The following is a 14,722-nucleotide window of genomic DNA, read 5'->3' on the forward strand; positions in this document are numbered from 1 at the left end:
CACCCCACTAGCTTACAGCGCCTCTATGAGCTTCCTTGACCGCACCCTGGATAGGGTAACCGAATTCGTACTAAGCCGCGTACCCGATGGCCGCATCTTCGTGGAGAACCGCGCCCGGATGGGTGAGGCCCCCGGGCAATCGGCCTCCGCTGGCATCGTGCCCGAAGCCATCAGCCAGCGGGCCATCTCCCTCCAGGAGTGGACCGCCGCCGTGAATGCCGCCCGCCACCCGCTGGTACGTAACCGCCGCCAGCTCTACCTGGTCTTCGATGGCGTGATGCTCGACCTGCACCTGACCAGCCTGATGGATAAGCGCACGGAGAAGCTTCAGGCCAACAAGTTCAAGATAGTAGCGGCCGACAATACGGAGCAGCCGGAGCTGACGACCCTGTTTCAAACGCTCTGGTTCCGCGACTTCATCCGCTTCGCCATCGAATCGGTGGCCTACGGGCACAGCCTGATTGAGCTGTTCGACCAGGCTGACCAGCCCGTAAGCCTCAAGATTGACAAGCGCACGGTGCAATACTTCCCGCTCCGAAGCGTGAAGCTGGTACCCCGTCCCCACGTGCGGCCCGAAGCCGGCCAGTGGGTGGTCAACACCTTCGACCAGGAGGGCAGCAGCTTCCGGGCCGACGCCGTGCGCCACTACTACCTGGAGGCCGGCCGCCCCGCCGACCTGGGCCTGCTCTACAAAATCACGCCCGTGGCCCTGGCCAAACGGTACGCCCTGGGCCACTGGTCGGAGTACAATGAGAAGCTGGGCCTGCCCTTCCGCTCCGTCGTGATGCCCCGGCCCGACAAGAAACGGGAGGAACGGCTGGCGCAAATCCTGGCTAAGATGGGTAGCGCCGGGTGGGGCATCTTCCACGCTGGGGAGGAAATGAAGCTGCTGGAGTCGGCCAAGACCGACCCGCACAAGTGCTTCCTGGAGCTGCTCAATTACTGCGACCGGCAGATGAGCAAGGTTATCAGCGGTGAAACCCTGACCACTGACGAAGGCTCCGGCAGCAAGAGCCAGGCCACCGTTCACCTGGAAGTAGCGGAGCTGAAGCACGAGGCCGACCGCACCTTCCTGGAGTACCTCATCAACGAAGAGCTGATTCCGCGCCTCAACTACCTGGGCTACCCGTTGCAGGGCTGCCGTTACGTGCGGGATGATTCGATGGAGATGTCGCCCCAGGAGCAGATCAAGATTGATGGGGTGCTGCTCACCTTCTACAACCTCGACCCAGCCTACATCGCGGATAAGTACGACATCCCGATAGAGTCCATCACGGGCAAGAGCGCAGCCGAAGTAGAGCAGGTCCTGACGGATGCCGTGTCAAAAAAAGCAAAGCCGGCAGCGAAGGGCCTACCGCTGCCGGCTAACCAGCACGCCCCCACTGGAGGCTGCTGCACGCCCGGCCGCATAGCCCCCGCCAATATGCGGGAGCTGCCGGCCGGCGCGGCCGTGCCCACCATGAGCGCTGAAGAGGATGCCTACCTGCGGGCGTTCTACGACAACGCCGGTAGCCGGGGCTGGAGCTACGATTCCTTCCGCCGCACCCACAGCAAGCTGCTGGCGGGCGTGGCCGAAGGGCTGCCCGCCGCGGGCCTCAGCGTGGAATACGGGGCCGACGACCACCTGGTAAGGGCCAATTTCGAGGCCGATGTTCACCGCTTCGGCCACAACAAAACCGTGTTTCAGGTGCTCCAACTCAACCAGCTACTCAAGGATAGCCTGGACTTTGATGACTTCCAAAAGCAGGCCGGCAAGGTGCTGGCCAACCTGAACGAACGGAACCTGCGCACGGAGTACGAGATGGCCAAGGCCACCAGCACCCAGACCGCTTCAGCCATGCGGGCCGTAGCTGATGGGGCGCAATTCATGCGCTACAAAGCCACGCTCGATGATAAGACCCGGCCCTTCCATGCCGCCCTGCACAACCGCGTCTTCAGCCTGGCCACCGACGACTGGCGCAAGTTCGTGGCCCCGCTGGGTTGGAACTGCCGGTGCCACAACATCTACGAGGACGACCACGATGGGGAGCTGACCACCTACGAGGACGCCATCGGCCTGCTGGGTACCGACGAAGTGACGCGCCTCACCCGCGACGGCTTCCTGATTGACCGCATCGACAAGAAGAAGCTGTTCACCGACCGTCAGAACTATATGAATGGGCTTCCCGACCCGGAGCAGGTGAAGTTCCAGATAGGCAAGCTCAAATACTCCGAGCAGGGGCAAGAGCGGTGGAAGGACCTTACGCAAACCAACTTCCCGGCCCACACGCTTCAGAACAAGTCGAAGCAGGATGCTCTGGATGACTTCGAGGCCACGGCCATGGACAAGGTGAAGCGGTACGTTGACCATCGGGGAATGCCCGTTTTCCTGCGGGAAAAAGAACTTCAGACTCACCTGAAGCCAAAATATCTGGCCAGCGACCAGAACCGGCAACAGCTGTACTTCGATATCAGCGCGGTGCTCAGCGACCCGGACGAAGTGTACTTCTTCGACAAGAGCGTGGATGCCAACAACGGAAACCCGGCCGGCCCTAACGCCAAGCTGAGCTACCTCCACTTGAAATTCTATCAAGATGATGTAGTCCTGGGGGCCGTGGTTGGTTTTGATGAGGGCACGCCTCAATCGTTGCAAACCTGGTATCAGGTCCGGCCCAACCTGATTGATGAAGCCCGGCGCGGCCTACTCGTTCACAAAAAATAAGAGGCCGCCGGAAGAACCGGCGGCCTCTTATAAACCCTGTACGCTGCTCTCCTTGCAGCCAGCCGAAGCCAGCCCCGCCGTATTAGCACCTATTCAAGCAGCGGCAGTGGGTATTTTCTGATACGAAGATACGAAGAAATCAGATGAGTAACCAGCCCAAAATCCCCTTCGAGGAGTTCCGCCAGCGGTTCTACGAATTCAAGCAAACCAAGTGGCCCCGCATGGTGGGCCGCACGGCGCTGGCCGTCTTCGATGAGAACTTCGACAACGGCGGCTTCACCGACAAGGTGTTCATCCGCTGGAAGCCCCGCAAAGGCGACACCGAAAACAAGGGCCGTCGCCTAGGCGACGGCGGCCGGCAGAGCGGCCGGGCTCTGCTCATCAAGAGCGGAGCCTTGCGGCGCACCCTGCGTATCAGCTACGCCCTGCCCCAGCAGGTGAAGGTGCTGGCCGGCAACCAGGACGTGGACTACGCTGGTATCCACAACGAGGGGGGCCGCATCCAGACCACGGTGCGGGTGAAGGCCCACACCCGCACCAACTCCTACCAGGATGAAGTGTCCGGCCCCCGTGCCAGGAAAGCCAAGTACGCGAAAGTAACCACGGGCACCAGCACCGTGGAGGCCCACAGCCGGCGCGTGAACACCGTAATGCCCCGCCGCCAGTTCATGGGGGCCAGCGACAAGCTGATGGACCGCGTGGAACGGCAGTTCTTCGGCCAGCTCAACAAGCTCTGGCAGGCTTCCTAAATCCCATTCCCTACTACTATGCGTATTGTTTCCAACGCTTACCAGCACCTGGGCCGCTTCCTGAAAGACTCCGTGCTGGACGACGACGGCCGCCCCGCCTTCAACTGGGTGGACCTCTGGTACGAGCAAACCGAATATCCCGAACTGGCCGAAGCCATCGATTACCCGGCCCTGTTCTTCGACTTCGGCAGCGACGACCTCAATACCGTAGGCCTGAAGGAGCAGGACGTGCGCCTGATAACCAACCTGTACGTGGCCGTCAGCACCCTCCAGGACACCAACCTCGAATCAGTGGAGCGGAACGAGGCCCTGCACTACTTCGAGCTGTGCGCCCGCGTCCATGAGCTGCTCCAGGGCTATGCTCACCCAGCCGTGGGCAACCTCGACCGCATCGGCTTCTCCCCGGTCAGCACCAACACCAACCTTATCGTCTACCGCCTCACCTACGCCAGCCGCATCTTCGATATTTCGCCCCTGGTAAAGCGGGAAGGCCCAAATCCCGGCCCGGAGCCTACTAAATTATTTGACGTGTAGCCGCTAAAACCGTTGGTAGAGGCACGGTATTTTCATATCATTGTTATTCAATCCATCCGTATGAAGGGACGTCCCAAGCAATTACTCAAAGAAGCGAACATTAAAATCGACTTCAAACGGATGGTGGCAGAGAAGAAATACACGAAGGACTACATCTACCGGGAGCTGGGCACGCGCTACTTCCTGGAGCCTAGCACCATCGAGCGCATCTGCTGGGGCCAATACGATTCCCTCCGCCGCCGCCGAACTGCCGAGCCACCCAACCGGGCCCAAGCTGCCTAAACGAAAGAAGGCCACCCCAACGGGTGGCCTTCTTCTTTGCTAAATAATATTGGCTATTGCAGGACATTGCCTACTTCCACTTCGTAGCTCGTGGCACCATCAATACCCATCGCCATTATATCAATAGTCTTAGTTGCACCAGCAGCAAGATTCATTGCATTGCCTATACCAGTGCCCACAATGTCTTTATTTTTATTGTAGTACACGCTCTTGAGGTCTACATATTGAATCAGGCGGTCAGTGTTGTTTCGAACTTTAACGTGAACAGTCCTACCAAATTCGTTGTTTGTTTCGCTGGTTTTCAGAATTTCCAGATCTTGTTTATCTTCTGTTGCTGCGGAAGTGGCTGCCTCGCTGCTGCTGGTAGTACCGGCGGCGGCATCTGCCGGCGCATCTGGCAATAGCCAACCCAGTACCAGCATACAGCCAATAAAGACGGCTACGATTTTGAAAAACTTCATCATGCTCAAATGGGGTTTGGAGTGAATGGTGCTGTCAATAATACGAAAAAGCCGAACTAATAACACTGTAAATCTTGACAGTTGAAAGAGGTTAAGGCCCCGAAAGTACGACAGGCCCGGCAGCTTTAGGCGGGCGCTACCCACATCTGGCGGCCGGCGTTGAAGGTCCAGCCCAGCCCCCGAAGGTGCGTCCGGTACTCCACCATTTCGGCCGCCGTGAGCTTGTTGTAGAAGGCCTGGTTGAATTCGCCGGGCCACTGGCGGGCCTTCGGGGCCTGGGCCTGGCGGATGGTGTCGATGATTTCCGTCAGGTACTTGTTGATGGCCGTGAGCGTCGTCTGCTTCTGGAGGAACTCCGAGAGCTTCTCCCAATGCAACAGCAGGTACTTCCAGCTGGCCAGCGCCCCGGCGTCGTCCTGGGTGCGCGAGTTCTCCTTCAGGTAGGCGATGATGGAGTGCAGCGCCGTGCCCTGCCCGCCATCCATGCGGGCGCTCATCTGCTTCTTTTGCAGGTGCCAGGCCCGGTATTCCGCCTCGAATTGCTTGTAGAGGCTGGGGGTTTCGGGCAGTTCATCGGCCGGCTGTACGATGGTGGAGTTGGGCCGCACGGCCGCCACGGTCAGCACCATCAGCGTCGATTGGAGGCACTCTACCTCATGGTTGTTGCCGGCATCCACCTGCTGCTGGAGCAGCCGGCGCACTACGGTGGTCTGTTCACGGAGGGTTCTCATGGGCTGGAAGCTTTGGGGCTGCCGTTGCAGGGCGGCCGTTCGGTAAGAATTTCAGTGCTGCCGGCCAGGCGGTACACCGTTTCGTAGTCGATGCGGAAGCACTTTTGGCAGCCGCACCGCTTGCAGGTGGCGGCCTGACCCCGCACCGGCACCCGGCTCCAGCGGTGGCGCTCGTGGGCCGGCACCACCCGGGGCGGCTTCACCTCGTTCAGGTGCATCCAGCCCCCGCCGGGCAGCCGGTAGAAGCTCATGGCTTCAGCCGTTTGATTTCGTGCTTGTACATGGCCTCCACCTGGCTCACCACCTTGGGCAGCTCCGAGTGGTATAGGAAGTTGAGCTGAACCTTGCGCGGATTGTTGCTCCCGATGGCCTTCACGAACTCGTTGATGCGCCTCCAATCGGGCGTCTGGTCGTTCAGCACGTAGCCCAGCAGGGTCAGGTAGTGGATAATCTTGCCCCGCATCTTCTTGCAGCGGCCGTTGTGTTCGGCCTTCAGGTAGTCCACCAGGCATTGGGCCTCGTACTCCGTCATGTCCTTCGAGCTGGTGGCCCGGTGGCTGGTGAAGCTGCCTACCAGCGTGGTCTTCATTTCCACCAGGTCGCATTCTTTCAGCAGCAGGTGCAGTACCTTGAGCTGGGCAGGTTGGATAGGATTCATTCCGCTACTAGCTTCGGGGTGGATTCCTGGACAGCGGCAACTTGGCGGGCCGGAGTTTCCGGCGCGGCCGTGGCACTGGGGGCCGGCCGCTCCGCTTTGGCGCGGTGCTTGGCCGCCCCGTGGCTTAGGGCCAGCACCAATAATAGGGCTTTGAACATGGGTTTGGGGGTTTAAGTGAGTAGCGCCCGGCGCGGACTCGAACCGCACTGTCTGCCTGTCGGGCTGGGGTGTTATTGGGCCAGCTTGAGGTTGCGGGCTCCGTACTCTTCCCGCTTCACTGTCCTTTCGCGGGGCTTCTTATCTAGTTCCACTACATAGCTGCGGAACACCTCTTCAAAGCCTGCCTTGCACTCATTCACGTATGTCACCGTGCCCATCCGGCCCTTGTAGTTGTACTGGCTGCCAGCCTGCCGACCTAGCACCTCCACGCGGGTGCCCTTGGGGAAAACCTGTTCTTGTTTCATGGTTGCGTTTAATTATCGGGCTTCCTTCCTCCGCTGGTTGTAGTTCTGCAAGGCGGCCAGGCCCACCGCTACCGTTTCTACCAGTTCCTTGTAGTATCTGTCGGGGTCAGCGTGTGGGTGGTTGGCGTCGTTAAACTCCATTTCCACGCACTCTTTGGCCACTTCGCCAAACTCTTCAGCCAGTATCAGAAACCACTGGGATGGCGGCCGATTTTGCGGTCCGAACTTTTCCAGTTGCCGTAACCGTTCGCCCATCACATCATGGATTTCCTGATGGTGGTCCATGATTTCCAGCTGTATTTTTAAATCGTATGCGTCCATTGTGGGGTTATTGAATTGTTAGAGAAAGAGAATCCAGGCCCCGATACTGAGCAGCACCCCACATAGCTCCAGGCCGCTGGCAATCTTTTCGGTGGGCAGGTTATGGCTGGCACGGAGCTGCGTCAGCAGGTTGTCCAGCCAGGCCGTGGTACCGGCGTACCACCAGACCATTCCGAACTTGAGATTGAACAGGATGTCGAAGAGCAGCAGCAGTAGGAAGCCCGCTACCACCGTGCCCAGCACCGCCGCCACCCAGCTGCTCATGGCCGCCCCGGCTCCGGCCCCCAGCACCACCGATACCCCCAACCGGAGGCCCGCGCCGGCCGTGTGCCAGCGGCGGTTGCGGCTCTTATCCAGGTCGCTTACTACCGTGGATGGGTTCAGCTCCCGGAATCGGCGGGCCGCCAGCTGATCGTGGGCCGCGAACCCGTAGCTGAAGGCCCCGGCCGATGCGACCAGGGCTCCCAGTACTACCTGGCTATCCACGGGGCTTGGGCCGCGTTAGCCAGTTCATGCCAGCATTGATGAGCAGCAGCCCACCGCCAAGGCCTATCATCCACCAGGCTCCGTCTTCGGCGCCGCCCTGGAGCAGCCACACCGTACCCCAGATAAGCAGGGCCAGGCAGAAGAGATAGAAGCCCCAGGCCCTCTTGATGTCGTTCTTCTGAACGTCCTTGAAATTGTCGTTTTCCATGCGTGAAAAGGGTTTTGAAAGTGAAAAGAGAATTGAACTGAGAGTACCCGCGTGGGGAGTCGAACCCCACCGTAGACCGTCCGGGTAGCGGTTTACTTCTTGATGCTGACGGTGAAGTAGTCCTCTTGCGTCACGTCGATACCGCGCTTGCGAAGTGCCTTGGCCAGGTCCGGGTTGTGGTCGAGGCCCGTGATAACCAGCTTGGCATCTACCACCTTCGTCACGGCGGCGGGCAGCTCCGCTTCCATCGTGCTCATGTACCACTTCAGGTTCAGGTCGAGCGGCAACACCAGCTTGCGCGGGCCGGCCTTGAAGCCGATGCTGCCAATGTTCAGGCCCAGGGTTTTCTTACCGCCGAACTCGGTGGCGTTTTCCTGTGACCAGGCTTGCAGCTGGGCCTTCACAGCGTCCTGCTGTTCCTTCTGCTGCTTCAGAAAGTCTTTTGCCTTCTCTATTTCCTGGTCTATCTGAGCGTATTTAAGCAGCAGCTTCGTGGCTTCACTGAGTGGGGTGGCGGCGCTCTTGGCGGGGCGGGKGGCGGGGGTTTGGGTTGCGTTGCTCATGCGTGAAAAAGGTTTTTGAGTGAATTGAAAAGAGTGTTTTGCTTGCGTTTTTCGGCCCGGAATGCGGCCATTATCACATCGTTCGGGAAAGTGTAGGGGTCGTTCAGGCGGCGGCACGAGTGGCGGTAGAGGGGCATCAGGCTCAGCCCGCTTCGTTTCCACTCCAGCACCGTCAGCCGGCTCACTTCGGCCAGTAGCTGCCGGTCGTGGTTGGCCCACCGTTGCCGCCACCAGCCCCAGAATTCGGGCAGCTGTCCCATCAGCTGGGCATCGTCCTTGCTTTCCAGCCAACCCCGCTCCACCAGCCCCTGGAAGTAGTCCAGTGCCAGGTCTACCTGGGCCTCCACCACCTCGCTCAGTGTCAGGTCGAGCAACTCGCACACCTGGCTGGTGAGCTTGTCGATTTCGGTTTTGGTGTTCATGCCAGTAGCTGATGAAGGTCTTGGAACAGCCCCAGCAGGCCCGCCCGGTAGTTGATGGAGGGGTCGCACCACAGCACCGCCAGTAGGCCGTAGGCTTCGTGGGGCGGGAGCGAGAACTTCGTCTCCTGGTTCAGCAGCCGCAGCAGGAAGGGCCGGCGGACCAGTAGCGCCTGGGCCAGGCCCCGGCTGCTGGCGTCCAGCACGTCGGCCAGGTCCAGCAGTTCAGCGGGCCGGGGCTGGTTGGCCACTTCCTCCAGCAGCTCCGTTAGCTGCTGCTGCACCACTGGGGCCAGCCGGAACCGGAAGCAGCCGTCCGTTCCCCGCTTCACTTGCCGGATATCTTTGGGCTTGGGCATCGGCTGGGGCTCCGCGTGGGGCGCGTCGATTAGGTTGATGAGGTCGGTCATGCTCATAGCGCCAGCTCGATTTGTTCGGTGGAGGCCTTGAGCAGCTTGGCGGGCGCGGGCTTCTCCACCTCGTCCCACTCCATCACGCGGTAGGGGATGGTGCTCCCGAAGCGGCTGTCGGTGGTAGCCAGGCCCTTCTTCACGTAGGTTTTGATGTCCACCATGTACCGGATGGCCCGAGCGTGCTGCCCTTTGGGGTTGCCGCTGCTGTCGGCCCAGCTAATCATGATGATGCCCAGGCTGGGGAAAGTCTCAATCAGGTACTTGTATTGGTCCTCCGTCAGCTTCAGGTATTGCAGCGAGTCAATCACCACGAACTTGATGCGGTGGCGGGGCTGGGCCAGCCGGCTCACCATCTTCTCGAAGCTGTCCCGGTCGCCAATCATGAAGGCCCCGGCTTTGCACTTGCCCGCCACATCATTGCGGCGCATGTTGTTCTGGAGCGACGACCCTTCGCCCTCTTCGGCCGAATTGTAGTACACCTTCCCAATCTTGGTCAGCTCCATGCAGAGCTGAATCACGAAGGTGGTTTTGCCCTGCCCCGAGTCACCCCACACAATCATGCGGAGCTTCGTTTCGGGCTGCCCGATGTAGGGCACCCACTCATCTCCCAGGCCCAAGGCCTTGTATTTCTTCTTATCTAGCTCGTGTACACTTATCAGCTTACTCATTGCTTAGGCGGCTTTTTGGAGTAGGTATTGGTCGGCTTGCTGGCGGCGGAGCGCGTCGAACAGCTCCCGGAAATTGGCCGACCCGTCAAACAGCCGGTCCATTTCCCGCTTCGTCGTCACGCCGAAGGCCGGGGCAATCAGCTCCACGTCGGCCCGGCTCACTACCGCCAGCTCTACCGGGGCCGTGGCGAAGCGACTCAGCAATTGCGGGAAGCAGCTCCGCAGGTTGGCGGCCCGCAGGCGCATCTGCTCCAGGAAGCCGTTGGCCCCCACCAGCACGATGCCTACGCGGCCCTTCACCTCATCACAGATGTCCTTGATGGCCCCGAAACCGCCTTCGCTGGTGCGCTTGAACAGCGCCTCCGTCTCATCGATGATGAGCAGCGGGTGGGTCATGGTCAGCAGCCGTTCGGCAATGGCCTGGCAGATGCGGTGGCGGGTGCCCACCTCGCAGGCACCCACGGCCCGGGCAATAGCCTGCATGAACTCCTTGGCGTTCATCGTGTTTTTGCACCGAATCAGGTAGGTTTCGCGGGGCTGGGTGCGGGCGAACCGCTCCACCGTGAACGACTTCCCGGCCCCGGTAAGGCCGTCAATTACGCGCCATTCCTTCCGCACCTTGGCGTCCATGCAGGCGGCGTAAACAGCCACGTAGTTGTCGGTTTCGTAGAAATCAACGCCCAATCCGAGGGCCATTTCAATCTTCAGGAAAACCGAATCACTCATTTTGGTGGGTAGCGTCGGCCACTTCTGGTTGGCCACCTGCGAAATGGTAGCGCCCGACAGGCCGCACAGCGTGCCCACCTTGTTCTGGCTCATGCCTTCTTCCTTGTGGGACTCGATGTAAGCCACCATGCCCAGCGCGATTTGCACTTTCCGTTCCTCGTTCATTAGATTTGTGTGTGAGTGTGAGTGTGAGTTTCAATTGAGCCCGTTCCGGTTGCCACCGGAGCGGGTTTTTGCTTTAGCTGAAGTCGTAGCCGCTGTCCTTGTAGCTGTCGTAGCGGTTTCGGTCCTGGCTGGCTCCCTTGGCGGGCGGCTCCACGGGCACCGGCACCCGGTGGCCCTGGTCGCGTAGCAGGCTGTCGTCGTAGAAATCGAGGTGGGCAGCAGCGGCCGGGGCCGTCAGCACGTGCGCGTAGCGGGTGTCGAAATCCTCCACCACCGTAGCCGTCAGCCGCGCCCCGGCCACCATTGCCCGGAGGGCCTTCAGGCCGATGCCGGCCGGAACCTCCAGCTCGTAGGCCACGGCCTCCATTTCCAGTTGCTTGCGGTCCAGTTCCTCGCGCATTTCCTGGCGCTGCTGCTGCTGTTTGCCCAGCTCTACCAGGTCGCCGTGGGTCTGTTCGGCCTTGGCCATCTGCACCCGCTGGCCCCGGCCCAGCGTCGCCAGGAACATATCGGTGCCGGGGTCCTTCGCGTCGGTGAAGCCGAACACGTCGATGCTGCCCAGGTTGGTTTCGTCGTAGTAGGCCCGCACTTTCAGGCCCTTGGCCATCAAATGCACGAAGCGGCTGTAGTTGGGGAAGGGGAACTCCACTTCTTTTTTGCCCACCGTTAGCTTCACCACCGCATGGCGCACGCTCGTTACCACGTGCTGGTTGAGCAGCGTGGCCCGCGTCAGCTCATCGAGCACCGGGGCCTCCGGGTGCAGGTCGGCCAGCAGGCGCTGCCACCGGCTTTGCCCGTTCCACTGCTCCCGCTCCTGGTGGTTGTACAGGGCCACCAGCTTACTGATTTGGCGGATGCCCACCTCCAGCGTGGCCTGGCTTTCGCTGCCCGCGTAGTCCGGGTTGGGCTTGCGGTTCTTGTCGATGCTCGTGATGTTGGTGCCTTTCCAGCCCGGCACCGATTGCGTCAGCCGGTTCACCTCCGCCAGCAGCCGCTCCACGAAGCGGGCCTTGGGGTTCGGGGCCTTACCACGGGGGTCGTTCGGGGCCGGCTGGGTCACGTACTGGCAGGCGCGGCCGAACATGGCTTTCGTGTCCTTGGCCAGGTTACCGCTGAATCGGTCGCTCTCGATTTCGATGTAGCTCCGCCCATCCATCAGGCTCAGGTGGTTGCGGTACATGTCGCGCACCAACCGGCCGTTCTCCACCAGGCCCACGGCAAACCCCGTGATGGCTTCCGAGTGGTAATCGAACACCGCCACCACCGTCAGCATCACGGTAGCCCCGTCCACGTTGGTGTAGAAATCCACCGAGAAGCCATCGTAGCCGCCCTTGGCCAGCGCGTAAGCCGGCCGCTCCCGGCGCACGTGGGGCAGATACTGCTCCAGGGCCGCGTGGCCTTCCCGCTCCCAGGCCGTAAACTGGCGCACATCACGGCGCGACAGGAAGGCCCTCATCCCCGACTCCTGGCAAATCGGCTCCCGCTCCGTGGCCTGGCACCGCCGCAAATAGCGCCGATACACCTCCTTCATGTCGAATTTGCCCCCTTTGCCGGGGTTCATGAACAGCGTGGCGATGGTATTAGCGTGCCATTCCGCCATATCTACCCGCCCCGAAGGCAGCAAAACGGCGTTCTGGCCGTCGTTTACGGCCCCCAAACGACCTATTTTCTGGGCATTTGCCAGCCCCGTGCGCTTCGGAACCAGCGTCAGCAGCGCCCGTTCGCGGCCCCGCTGCTTCATTTGGTGGGCCGAAAGGCCCGTTTCCACGTCCTCCGACGTCAGTTGCAGCGCCTTGGCAAACGCCAGTTCCTTACTCTGGAGTACCCGCACGTTGCTCACCCGCAGCCCGTACAGGTTCAGCGGCAACACCTGGTCGAGCACGGCGGCGCGGGCCTGGTCCTTGCGCTCGAAGCCCAGGCTCTTCAGCTGGTGGCGGGTTTCGAGGCCGGCCAGCAGGCGCAACCAACCGGCCGCTTCCGTGAGCTGGGTGGCCTTCGCCTCCACGCTGGCGGTGGGCGTGGCCGTCAGTCCGGCCTGTGTGAAGAAGTAGTTGTAGTCGGTCGAGCACACCGTACGGGCGTGCAGCTGGGTGAGGGCGGAGCCGGCCACGGCTAATTCAGCGGCCTTCAGCTCCTGGTCCGCAGCCTTCATTTGCTTCAGCAGCTCCGCCTTAGTTGGCAGGTCGTACTTGCGCACGGAGGTAGAGGGGATGGTATCGTAATCGACCAGCACACACCGCCCATCCAACGGGTCTTTGATGTTGGCCCATGACTTGGAACCGCCCGCGTTGAACCGCTTGCACCCGGACCACAGAGTATTCTCTGACAATCCGTATCCAATCAAGTTTGGAAAATCCAAGTACAGCTTCTTGCCAATCAGCCGCATACTACTGGTCGGCTGATGATGACTGCAACTCCTGAGTAGCGGCACGACGGTCGTCTAAAAGCCGCTGGAAAGCAGCCAGAACCTTATCGTTGTTGCGCGTACCCCGCACTACACGGCGAACCATGTCGGCACTCAACCCAACCCGATTGGCCACATCAACCCAGTCGCCACGGCGGGCGCTGGTTTTGATGTTCAGTCTGATTTCGTTTCGATTCTCCATCTTTGTCCCGTGTAAGTAGGACAAACGTACACAAATGTTAGCACGTTGCAAACATTTCTGAAATAATTTGGGGAATTGTGGAAGAAACCACTATTAACAAGCGCGTTGCACGGCTGATTGAAGCGCTGGATATATCCCAGAATGTCTTCGCTAAGGCCCTTTCTACGTCCAGTAGTCGGGTTTCCAATATCGTTACGGGCCGCAACAAGCCGGATTCAGACTTCTTAGCAGAGGTATTGAGGGTGTTCAGAAGTGTGAACCCCATGTGGCTGATGACAGGGGAAGGAAACGTCTTTGGTAGCTCCGATACACTCAAGTCGGCATCTACCCAGAATCCAAACGCTACTTCCGACACTAACTCCACCAATCCTGCTACCCCAATTGCACAGGTAAATGCACAGGTAAATGCACAGGTAATACCAAAAGATAAAATGAATCGTGTACCTGAGCCGGTGCATTTGACTCCCAGCACACCTACCGACGCACGTAGACTGGCAGAGCATTTCGATGTAAGAGAACTAGCCACTAGCCATGAGTCTCCCTGGGGTAATGGCACCGACATTATAGTAGCCACCCAGGACACAGAAGGCAACCCCACGTTCTCCCTAATCAACTACAAAGCGGCTGCTAACTACCTCACAGGCTATCAGTCACAGGAGTATTACAGCGACCTGGCGCCCATCAGCCTACCCAGGCAGCTCGTAGGAAACCCCCGCCAGGGCATCGTGCTCCAAATAGAAGGAGACAGCATGACGCCCCGCTTCCAGCACGGAGACTACGTAGCCGCAATCCTCCTCGATAGGTCCGAATGGGGCCAAATACGCGACCTGGACTGCTACGTAGTAGTCAGCCACAGCCACGGTATCCAGTTCAAGCGCATCAAAAGCCGCCTGAAGCAGTTCGGTTTCGTCCGTTGCAAGTCCGATAACCGCCGCCATACCCCCTACAACATCGAGGAAGAAGACCTTATCCAACTATTCAGATTCGTGCTACACATCTCCCCAGACGCCAGCAACACCGATGAGACCCTGTTCAACAAGGTCGAAAGCATCGAGGAACGTGTAGAAGACCAGCGCGACATGTACGAGCAACTGTCCCAACGCATGGAGGACATGCAGCGCCTGCTCCAGCAGCAGCTCCCACCCACCACTAAGTAGGCGTTTAACATCCGTTTAGCGCACCAAAAAGCCCCGCTAAACGCCCATTACAGGCCCTTAGCGGGGCAAAACAGTACCAAATCAAACCACCAACGGTCATTTGCCACCGGGAAATTCACCCTAAATGGTAGCAGATGCACGTTTCATTTTGCCGGACCAGCAGGCGGGATAATCTGGAAAACGCGGATTGGAGGGAGTAGGCGTATATTATTGGGCTACGCCCGCCCCTTTTCTTTTGTAGGTTTCATTCTATCCCCCATAACTTGCTGACACGCCGAGCGCAGACTTTTTTCTAACTCGCTGGGTTTGAGAAAGCGTACTACCCGACCTAGCGTGTCCTGCGAGGGAATCCCGCCACCCAACTCCAGGCCCAGCTCAGCCCGCAAAAACGCCTCTTTATCTTTGGCGTA

22 protein-coding genes are annotated in these 14,722 nt (G+C 59.8%); 5 read left to right on the plus strand and 17 right to left on the minus strand.

Annotated features, from left to right (window positions below; all coding sequences use genetic code 11):
• Positions 1-25: 25 nt before the first annotated feature.
• The 4 genes from D0T11_RS18725 (at position 26) to D0T11_RS18740 (ending at position 4,266) form a co-directional block, all read left to right on the plus strand.
• Complete coding sequence (locus D0T11_RS18725) at positions 26-2,701, plus strand: phage portal protein family protein (protein ID WP_119657338.1); 2,676 nt, start codon at positions 26-28, stop codon at positions 2,699-2,701.
• A 143-nt stretch (positions 2,702-2,844) separates the two neighbouring features.
• On the plus strand, positions 2,845-3,450 hold the full coding sequence (locus D0T11_RS18730; RefSeq protein ID WP_119657339.1) for a hypothetical protein: 606 nt from the start codon (positions 2,845-2,847) through the stop codon (positions 3,448-3,450).
• 18 nt (positions 3,451-3,468) lie between these two features.
• A complete protein-coding gene (locus D0T11_RS18735) occupies positions 3,469-3,984 on the plus strand; it encodes a hypothetical protein (RefSeq protein WP_119657340.1) in 516 nt (171 codons plus the stop codon).
• Between the two features lie 60 nt (positions 3,985-4,044).
• On the plus strand, positions 4,045-4,266 hold the full coding sequence (locus D0T11_RS18740; protein WP_119657341.1) for a hypothetical protein: 222 nt from the start codon (positions 4,045-4,047) through the stop codon (positions 4,264-4,266).
• A 53-nt stretch (positions 4,267-4,319) separates the two neighbouring features.
• Here D0T11_RS18740 and D0T11_RS18745 read toward each other — a convergent pair whose 3' ends face one another.
• The 16 genes from D0T11_RS18745 to D0T11_RS18815 all read right to left on the minus strand — a co-directional run bounded on the left by D0T11_RS18745 (position 4,320) and on the right by D0T11_RS18815 (position 13,155).
• Positions 4,320-4,730: an FxLYD domain-containing protein gene (locus D0T11_RS18745; RefSeq protein ID WP_119657342.1), complete on the minus strand. Its 411-nt coding sequence runs from the start codon at positions 4,728-4,730 to the stop codon at positions 4,320-4,322.
• Positions 4,731-4,852: 122 nt separating this feature from the next.
• Positions 4,853-5,458, minus strand: a complete 606-nt coding sequence (locus D0T11_RS18750) for a hypothetical protein (RefSeq protein WP_119657343.1) — start codon at positions 5,456-5,458, stop codon at positions 4,853-4,855.
• A complete protein-coding gene (locus D0T11_RS18755; protein WP_119657344.1) occupies positions 5,455-5,709 on the minus strand; it encodes a hypothetical protein in 255 nt (84 codons plus the stop codon). The genes D0T11_RS18750 and D0T11_RS18755 overlap by 4 nt, the downstream gene beginning before the upstream one ends.
• Entirely contained in the window at positions 5,706-6,116 is a 411-nt protein-coding gene (locus D0T11_RS18760) for a hypothetical protein (protein ID WP_119657345.1), read from the minus strand. The genes D0T11_RS18755 and D0T11_RS18760 overlap by 4 nt, the downstream gene beginning before the upstream one ends.
• Complete coding sequence (locus D0T11_RS22675; protein ID WP_182888490.1) at positions 6,113-6,274, minus strand: hypothetical protein; 162 nt, start codon at positions 6,272-6,274, stop codon at positions 6,113-6,115. The genes D0T11_RS18760 and D0T11_RS22675 overlap by 4 nt, the downstream gene beginning before the upstream one ends.
• A 72-nt stretch (positions 6,275-6,346) precedes the next feature.
• The gene (locus D0T11_RS18765; RefSeq protein WP_119657346.1) at positions 6,347-6,580 is read right to left on the minus strand and encodes a hypothetical protein; all 234 of its coding nucleotides are present in this window, start codon (positions 6,578-6,580) and stop codon (positions 6,347-6,349) included.
• Between the two features lie 12 nt (positions 6,581-6,592).
• A complete protein-coding gene (locus tag D0T11_RS18770) occupies positions 6,593-6,901 on the minus strand; it encodes a nucleoside triphosphate pyrophosphohydrolase family protein (RefSeq protein ID WP_119657347.1) in 309 nt (102 codons plus the stop codon).
• Positions 6,902-6,919: 18 nt separating this feature from the next.
• Complete coding sequence (locus D0T11_RS18775) at positions 6,920-7,387, minus strand: hypothetical protein (RefSeq protein WP_119657348.1); 468 nt, start codon at positions 7,385-7,387, stop codon at positions 6,920-6,922.
• Positions 7,380-7,595, minus strand: coding sequence for a hypothetical protein (locus D0T11_RS18780; protein WP_119657349.1), 216 nt, complete (start codon positions 7,593-7,595; stop codon positions 7,380-7,382). The genes D0T11_RS18775 and D0T11_RS18780 overlap by 8 nt, the downstream gene beginning before the upstream one ends.
• Before the next feature lie 92 nt (positions 7,596-7,687).
• Positions 7,688-8,158, minus strand: coding sequence for a host-nuclease inhibitor Gam family protein (locus D0T11_RS18785; protein WP_119657350.1), 471 nt, complete (start codon positions 8,156-8,158; stop codon positions 7,688-7,690).
• On the minus strand, positions 8,155-8,580 hold the full coding sequence (locus tag D0T11_RS18790; RefSeq protein WP_119657351.1) for a hypothetical protein: 426 nt from the start codon (positions 8,578-8,580) through the stop codon (positions 8,155-8,157). The genes D0T11_RS18785 and D0T11_RS18790 overlap by 4 nt, the downstream gene beginning before the upstream one ends.
• Positions 8,577-8,993 (minus strand): hypothetical protein, encoded by a 417-nt coding sequence (locus tag D0T11_RS18795; protein WP_119657352.1) that lies wholly within the window; start codon positions 8,991-8,993, stop codon positions 8,577-8,579. The genes D0T11_RS18790 and D0T11_RS18795 overlap by 4 nt, the downstream gene beginning before the upstream one ends.
• A complete protein-coding gene (locus tag D0T11_RS18800) occupies positions 8,990-9,658 on the minus strand; it encodes a P-loop NTPase family protein (RefSeq protein WP_119657353.1) in 669 nt (222 codons plus the stop codon). Before D0T11_RS18800 ends, D0T11_RS18795 begins: the two co-directional genes overlap by 4 nt.
• Before the next feature lie 3 nt (positions 9,659-9,661).
• Positions 9,662-10,549, minus strand: coding sequence for an AAA family ATPase (locus D0T11_RS18805; protein ID WP_119657354.1), 888 nt, complete (start codon positions 10,547-10,549; stop codon positions 9,662-9,664).
• 73 nt (positions 10,550-10,622) lie between these two features.
• Complete coding sequence (locus D0T11_RS18810; RefSeq protein WP_147374729.1) at positions 10,623-12,878, minus strand: hypothetical protein; 2,256 nt, start codon at positions 12,876-12,878, stop codon at positions 10,623-10,625.
• 58 nt (positions 12,879-12,936) lie between these two features.
• Positions 12,937-13,155, minus strand: a complete 219-nt coding sequence (locus D0T11_RS18815; RefSeq protein WP_119657356.1) for a hypothetical protein — start codon at positions 13,153-13,155, stop codon at positions 12,937-12,939.
• A gap of 77 nt (positions 13,156-13,232) precedes the next feature.
• On the opposite strand from D0T11_RS18815, the gene D0T11_RS18820 reads away from it, so the two are divergent.
• The gene (locus D0T11_RS18820; RefSeq protein ID WP_182888491.1) at positions 13,233-14,312 is read left to right on the plus strand and encodes an XRE family transcriptional regulator; all 1,080 of its coding nucleotides are present in this window, start codon (positions 13,233-13,235) and stop codon (positions 14,310-14,312) included.
• A 215-nt stretch (positions 14,313-14,527) separates the two neighbouring features.
• Here the strand turns inward: D0T11_RS18820 and D0T11_RS22965 are convergent.
• Positions 14,528-14,722: transposase family protein (locus tag D0T11_RS22965; RefSeq protein ID WP_220473749.1), on the minus strand; the 195-nt coding region annotated here is incomplete at its 5' end.

Source organism: Hymenobacter rubripertinctus (assembly GCF_003583925.1).
GTDB lineage: Bacteria > Bacteroidota > Bacteroidia > Cytophagales > Hymenobacteraceae > Hymenobacter > Hymenobacter rubripertinctus.